This is a genomic window from Chroococcidiopsis cubana SAG 39.79 (genome assembly GCF_003991895.1).
GTDB lineage: Bacteria > Cyanobacteriota > Cyanobacteriia > Cyanobacteriales > Chroococcidiopsidaceae > Chroococcidiopsis > Chroococcidiopsis thermalis.
In genome coordinates, this window is the sequence record NZ_RSCK01000232.1 from 1 (window position 1) to 2,544 (window position 2,544).

The 2,544-nt window shown below is 45.6% G+C and carries 4 protein-coding genes; all 4 read right to left on the minus strand.

The features are described from left to right. Positions 1 to 86 precede the first annotated feature (86 nt). A complete protein-coding gene (locus DSM107010_RS40835) occupies positions 87 to 791 on the minus strand; it encodes a hypothetical protein (protein ID WP_199756055.1) in 705 nt (234 codons plus the stop codon). Then, on the minus strand, positions 769 to 1,881 hold the full coding sequence (locus tag DSM107010_RS40840) for a recombinase family protein (RefSeq protein ID WP_199756056.1): 1,113 nt from the start codon (positions 1,879 to 1,881) through the stop codon (positions 769 to 771). Before DSM107010_RS40840 ends, DSM107010_RS40835 begins: the two co-directional genes overlap by 23 nt. Next, a complete protein-coding gene (locus DSM107010_RS40845; protein ID WP_199756057.1) occupies positions 1,874 to 2,245 on the minus strand; it encodes a recombinase family protein in 372 nt (123 codons plus the stop codon). Before DSM107010_RS40845 ends, DSM107010_RS40840 begins: the two co-directional genes overlap by 8 nt. A 2-nt stretch (positions 2,246 to 2,247) precedes the next feature. Then, on the minus strand, positions 2,248 to 2,544 hold a 297-nt coding region (locus tag DSM107010_RS37545), incomplete at its 5' end, for a hypothetical protein (protein ID WP_206751862.1).

The following is a 2,544-nucleotide window of genomic DNA, read 5'->3' on the forward strand; positions in this document are numbered from 1 at the left end:
TCGATGCGCCAACCACAATACCACCATAAATATCTGGATTGGAATTTTGATGTGGCATAAGTTGTAGCCCTGGAGATTTAGTGTATTTATAAAGTTGTGGCTGAATTGAGGTGGGTAGACATAGCAGGCATTTGATTAAGCCATTTTTGACGAGTAGCATGACCAAGGGGTAGCAGGCGACGTTGGCGCAGACGCTCAAGTTCAGCAGCATCAGCCCAAATAATCCAGTTTCGAGGTGGTTGCTCCTGCTGTCTTGCCTTGACCCAACCACGTTTGACCCAGTTGTAAAGCGTAATATTGGGCATTCCAATCGTGCCAGCCAAATCTGGTAACCACCATTCTGCTTCCCCAAGGTCATCTCGGTGAATAGAACAAGAATGTTCCTGAGATAAACCCAAACGTCGTTTTAGTTCGCAAACACCCTGCCGATTAAAGGTGGCACGGCGTTTTGGAGGATGATAGCCTTCTGAGTTCAAGCATTGAGCAATTTCTTCAGGGCTTAATCCTTGAGTTGTTAGATTCTTGAGACGTTCGCAAAGTTGGTTATACCGTGAAAGTTGCGTCAGTTTGGCAACAGGACGAACAATGCTATGTTTTGTGCAAGTACCTCCCACCCATTCGATCGTAATTTGAACTTGCTCGCTATTACCAATAACCTCAACAGTAATTTTTGCGATTACCTGTCGAATAATCTCTTTGCGTTGAGCATTTGTTGTAGTTGATGCTTGCCATAAAGCTGGAATATTTTGAGCTAGTTGGCGAATTGCCTCACGCTCTTGATTTGAGAGCAAACGAGGTTGCTGATGGCAGAATCGCGCTTTTATCTTCTCGTAATGACTGCTGTAGAGCCAATTTTTCTTCCCATTCCAAGGCGAGTTGACGTGCTACCAGCCGATTTTCTGGTTCAACCAATCGATAGTGCCGTCCTGCTCGCTCGGCTTCAAAAGCAGCTCTTTCCAATCGCTTTTGCCATAATTGGTCAAGCTGATAACGCTCTTGTTCGAGATGCGATGCTGCCTCCAAAGATAATTCTAAAGCCGCAGGCTCAAGCGCTTGTAAAACCTGTTGGCTAACAAACTTATCAAGTGTAGCTCCTGCTAGTTGCTGACACTTTTCGCCACCATAGTCAACTGCCTGTCGGCAACATACGTAGCGATGATGCTGCCCCTGAGCGTACTGAACAACCATGCGACAACCACACTTGCCACAAATCAACAAGCCCGACAATATTGCAGACCCATAGCGTACTGCACCTAACTCTTCGGCTCTTGCCTGGTTAGACTTCAATCGTGCCAAATTCCATTGATATTGCTCCCATGAAATATAAGCAGGATAACAATCTGGTAGCAACACATGCCAATTATCTGGCTCAACTACAACTCTTCCAGTACTTGGTCGCCCTGCTTGTTGCTTGCGCGGATCTATTTGGCGACGACCATACGCATAAGCGCCTGCATATAACGGATTTTTCAGTAGGTTTTGCAGCGTCATGCGATTAGGACGATGCCACTCCAAGTCTCCCTTATTCAGTCCCGTTGCAACTCGAATCCCGAATTGGATGTCATTTTTCACCAAGTAGCGCAGCACGGCATTGAGAGTTCCCAGTTCCTCAAACTTCCGAAATATTAGCCGCACCACCTGCTGAACTTGTTCGTCTGGGTCAAATACGACTTCTCCAGAAGGGCGGCGGATATAACCAGTTGGCAGTAAAAAGTTTAGTTCTCCTCGTTGTGCTTTATTCAGCTTGCCCTGCACCATTCTTTGCTTAATCATGTGCAGTTCTGCTTCACTCATTGTTCCTTTTAATCCCAGAAGTAAGCGGTCATTGTAATTGCTGGCATCGTATACTCCATCCAGATCTGCAATTAGTGTTTTAAACAAGGCACAGATTTCCAACAGTTGATGCCAATACGCGCGATGAACGTGCTAGTCTTGACATCTCTATCCCTAAAATCAGCCCTACATGATTCATTCCCACTTCTGCCACTAATCGCTGGAATCCTTCTCTGCCTTGTGTGCTGGCTCCGGATTTCCCTAAATCATCATCAATCACTAGCACCCTTTCTTTACTCCAGCCTAAAGCTTGCGCACGATTGACTAAGCCATACTGGAGTTGTGTTGACTCTTGATGATTTAGTACTTGTTGCAGGGTTGACTGTCGAACGTAAACCACTGCCAATTTTTCTTGGTGATAGGGCAGAATTTTTTCCGAGCGCAATTTGTGCAATTCAAATTCCTGGCTCATTACTACGCTCCTTTACTGGAATTGCTAACTTCATCTGCTTCTCCAGCATCTGACACAGCAGATATAGCAACCGCTTTCGATTGCGTGGTGGCAGCTTTATCCAAAGTGAGGATAGTGTCTCGCTTATCGGCGGGGGGGGATAAGTTGTTCTGGCATACAACACCTTCTGAATCTGTTACTACCTGGGTTGCTTGCAGTTTTCTTGCTACTTCTACTAGTTTGAGCAACCCCTCAATTCCAATAATAGGACAGATGGAGTACTTCGTCTTTATCGATGTATTGTGGCTGGTTAATTTCAA

Bases quoted from the DNA above. Each gene is read 5' to 3' on its own strand.
- DSM107010_RS40845 (WP_199756057.1), bottom strand. From the start codon at position 2,245: ATGAGCCAGGAATTTGAATTGCACAAATTGCGCTCGGAAAAAATTCTG.